The 4122-nt window shown below is 30.2% G+C and carries 4 protein-coding genes; all 4 read left to right on the top strand.

Annotated elements, in window-relative coordinates; all coding sequences use genetic code 11:
* The first annotated feature begins 123 nt into the window (after window positions 1-123).
* The 4 genes from M890_RS0113870 to M890_RS0113855 all read left to right on the top strand — a co-directional run bounded on the left by M890_RS0113870 (window position 124) and on the right by M890_RS0113855 (window position 3898).
* The gene (locus M890_RS0113870) at window positions 124-1536 is read left to right on the top strand and encodes a KAP family P-loop NTPase fold protein (protein ID WP_028284095.1); all 1413 of its coding nucleotides are present in this window, start codon (window positions 124-126) and stop codon (window positions 1534-1536) included.
* Window positions 1537-1772: 236 nt separating this feature from the next.
* A complete protein-coding gene (locus tag M890_RS0113865; RefSeq protein WP_157243301.1) occupies window positions 1773-2366 on the top strand; it encodes a hypothetical protein in 594 nt (197 codons plus the stop codon).
* Window positions 2367-2860: 494 nt separating this feature from the next.
* Window positions 2861-3601, top strand: a complete 741-nt coding sequence (locus M890_RS0113860) for a Dor-1 like family protein (protein WP_028284093.1) — start codon at window positions 2861-2863, stop codon at window positions 3599-3601.
* Between the two features lie 9 nt (window positions 3602-3610).
* Window positions 3611-3898: a hypothetical protein gene (locus M890_RS0113855; protein ID WP_028284092.1), complete on the top strand. Its 288-nt coding sequence runs from the start codon at window positions 3611-3613 to the stop codon at window positions 3896-3898.
* Window positions 3899-4122: the final 224 nt, after the last annotated feature.

The raw sequence follows: 4122 nt of genomic DNA, 5'->3' as shown, positions 1-4122 counted from the left end.
GTGCTTAAGTTATGGAAGTTGTTTATTTACTTACTGCTGAAATTCCTTCGGAATTTCATTGCTCGTAAACACAACTTTCCATATGCAACACGTTACCTGCAAGCTGAAAAAAATCGCGATTGAATGAATATTAAGCACTACGAAATTGAAATAGAACCAGAAAATCCTTTTGCCAATTGCAAATTAGATAGACAAAAATATTCAGGAGTCTTAACCAATATTATCAACTCTTATCCATACGGTTTTGTTCTAGCATTGAACAATAAATGGGGAACTGGAAAAACGACATTTGTGAAAATGTGGGAACAGGATTTAAAAAATAATGGTTTTCAAACTCTATACTTTAATGCTTGGGAAAATGATTTTGAAAACAATCCTCTCACAGCATTAATGGGAGAACTAAAAACACTCACTACAAAAGAAACAGAACCAGCTTTCAAAAAGACATTAAAGAAAGCGTCTACACTTACTAAACATATTGCACCAATCATAGCCAAAGCAATAGCAGATAGATATATTGACACAGAAGGCGTAAAAGAAGCTATTATTGGTGTTACTAAAGGATTATCTGATGTTTTTGAAAATGAAGTCAACGAATATCAAAAAAAGAAAAAAAGCATTTCAGATTTTCGCCAAAGTCTCGCGGAGTTTATAGCCAATACAAACGAGGGGAAACCTCTAATATTTATTGTTGATGAATTAGATAGATGCCGTCCGAATTATGCAGTTTCTATTCTTGAGCAAATAAAACATTTCTTTTCCATTCCAAATATTGTCTTCGTATTATCAATTGACAAAGAACAACTTGGCAATGCTGTTAAAGGAGTTTATGGAAGCGATGATATAGATGCTGACGAGTATTTAAGGAGATTTATTGATTTAGAATATTCTATTCCTGAACCAGAAGTAGATATATTTTATAAATATCTATACGATTATTTCCAATATGATGAATTTTTCCAATCACCAGAAAGATTAAAAAGTTACGAGTTAAAATCAGACAAATCAAATTTTCTTGAAACTTGTAAATTGCTTTTTACAAACGCTAAAGTACCATTAAGACAACAAGAAAAGATATTTGCTCATTCAAGATTAGCTTTAAGAAGTTTTACTTCAAATATGTACGTTACACCTCATATTTTTCTATTACTTTCCTTTATTAAAATTAGGCACAACAAATTTTACGAAGAATTAAAAAGTAAGCAATTAAGTTTTAAAGAGTTACAAGAAAAATTTTTATCGATAATTAAAATAGACATAAATAGCGAAACGGAAAGGCAACTTATGTGGCTCGAAATTTCATTAATTAATGTTTATAATAATTATTCACAAGATAGATATCATCGAAAAAGCCTATTTGAAAAAGACAAAGAGACAGGAGAAAATAAAGCTTTAATCAGTTCTGTAATAAAGAAAGATTCGGAAAATGATGTTATGCATATTTTGGAAAGTATAAATAGAGGACATAGAGAAGGAGACTTGGATTTAATGCATTATACAAAACGAATTGACTTGTTAGAGGATATGAAAACGTAGAAAAGCCAGCAGGTAACAACGTGTATAAAACATAGCTATTATAGGCTTTTCGAAAGGTTTTTGCTTATTTAGTAAGAACGCCAAATTTTTATATTTGGCTTTTTGAGAGACTTAAAATAAAAAGAAAAATATAAAAATTTGGCTCTGTGTTAATCCGAAAAGTTAGCGTCTTTTTACACGCTACGTTTCATACACAAGACCGTTGTGAGCAAGCTAAAAAAACAGTACGAGAATAAATGGAATCACTTAAACTGATATTAAAATTAATTTTGACACCGTTTTTATCTGTTTCGGTTCTGTTTTTAACAGAATCGAGTTTATTCCTATATCCATTGATTTTCAGCATAATATTGTCTATATCAAATTATAACTTATTCAGACTTGAATTGCCAAATGGAATCTTTTTAGGAATTGTTTATTCATATGTAGCTTTTTTTATCGGATTTTTTGGATATACAATTTTTTATAAAGCAATTGAATTAATCGGAATTACAAATGATATTACAATCGGAGATTGGTTTTATACAGATTTGGCTTTTTGCATAGGTGCCTTTATAATAGCACCTTATCTAACAATCTATCTTCTAAAATTACTTTTTAAAAACACTAAAACAAAATTGACTTATTGGATTATATCAATTACAACATTTGTGTTTGTTATGATAAGTTTTGTACATAGTGACCAAGATGTAAAGAATTTTTTTAACATATTTAACTTATGGCAATTGATTATTATGTTTGGATTACAGCTTGTTATAAATCAAAAATTAATAACTGAAAAAATAAAAAGTAAAAGTAAAAAGCCAGCTCACAACAACGTGTATAATTAATTGCTTTGGCAAGTGCTTATTTGGAAAATTCCTTCGGAATTTTCTCGCGTTCGTTTTTGTTTACTAAATTAGTTGCTTAAACACGCAACTAACCATACACAAGACCGTTGCCTACAATTGCAACGCTCAATTCAAAACGCGTCATACCGAATATAAAAACCACTGATTTCAAGCTAACTTTATCAGTATTTAGCTAACATAAAGTACACAGTTAACTAATTCAGAATTTTAGCCAGATAATGTAAAAAAGTATGGTTTTCCGATATTCACTCAGACGCAATATTGACGTAAACCGAGTTAGCTTGTGGCTCAAAAAAAGTAAAAATAAAAAACTGTAGGCAACACAGCATATAAAAAATTGTTTACTTTAGTACTTAAATTATGGAAGTTGTTTATTTACTTACTGCTGAAATTCCTTCGGAATTTCATTGCGCGCAAATCACAACTTTCCATATGCAACACGTTGGCGGTAATTAAACAAAGACCTCGAATAAATGAATTGGATACAGATTTACAATAGACTTTTTGAATTAATAAACATTCAAGGAGACACTTATTTCGGAGGTACAAGATTTCTGAACACTATAAGAGAAGTTAATTATAATGTACCTTCATATAATAATTATATCGAGCAACGTAGAGCTGAAAATAAAAGCACAAGCAGAAGAGATTACTATTTTGACCTCATAATGGAACAACCTGAAAATGAAAGAGTCCAAATAATAAATTCTATAATCGATTCAATTGGTCATTTAGAACCAGAAAGAACTGCTTCTATTCGCAATTTAATAGAACCTGTAAATCAATTACAAGTTCCACAGGCTGAAATCCCAAATAATTTATGGAATGCTGATAGACTGATTGATTATTTAGAGAGAATGGATACAGCAATTAACGAAGGTAATTATGAATTAGCTCTAACACTCGCTTATACTTGTTTGGAAGGATTCTATAAATCATTTATCAGAGAAAAAATTCCTGCCCAAATAAATCTTAATGAATTAACACCTATGGCTGTACAAATAAGAAATTATTTAAGAAATGAACTTGACGCAAACAACATTGAATATCCCGAACAAGTAATTATTCTTATATCTACAGTTACAAATGCAGTTGCCAATGCAAGAAATAATTTTAGTGATTCCCATAGTGGAAATCGTGCGGAAAAATGGGTTGCTATATATATTCGTGACAATGTAAATTCAATTGTAAAAATGATACTAAACTTTATATAAATAAATAATATGGAAACTAAATCGAAAAACATTTCTCTTAAAGCAATATTAATAATAATGACAGTTGGAATTTGGGCTGTCGTACTTCAAAATGCAGGAATAATTCCCACAAAACAAAACGTATACGTGAAAGGTGGTTATGTAGATGTATCAGGAAGTGTTGATATAGATAACACAGTTGAAGTCAATGGATATTTAGATGTAAATCTTGAAGCAATAAATGGAAAAAGCAATGCATTTTATGATATGAACGGAAATGGAAATTACGTTAGAATTCCAACTTACAACGGAAATTAAAACTACCGCCAACACCGTGTATAATTAATGGCTAGTTCTCGCCTACTTACGAAAATCCTTGCGGATTTTCTATTCGGTTATTATTTGCTAAATTAGGTGCTTAAACACGCCACTAATCATACACAAAACCGTTGCCTACAATTGCAACGCTCTATTCAAAACGTGTAATACCGAATATAAAAACCACTGATTTTAAGCTAGCTTTAATAGTCTTTAGCTAACGT

It is taken from the genome of Olleya marilimosa CAM030 (assembly GCF_000518485.1).
Lineage (GTDB): Bacteria > Bacteroidota > Bacteroidia > Flavobacteriales > Flavobacteriaceae > Olleya > Olleya marilimosa.
Note: the sequence above shows the minus strand (reverse complement) of the source record. Positions and strands in the feature narration are given on the sequence as shown.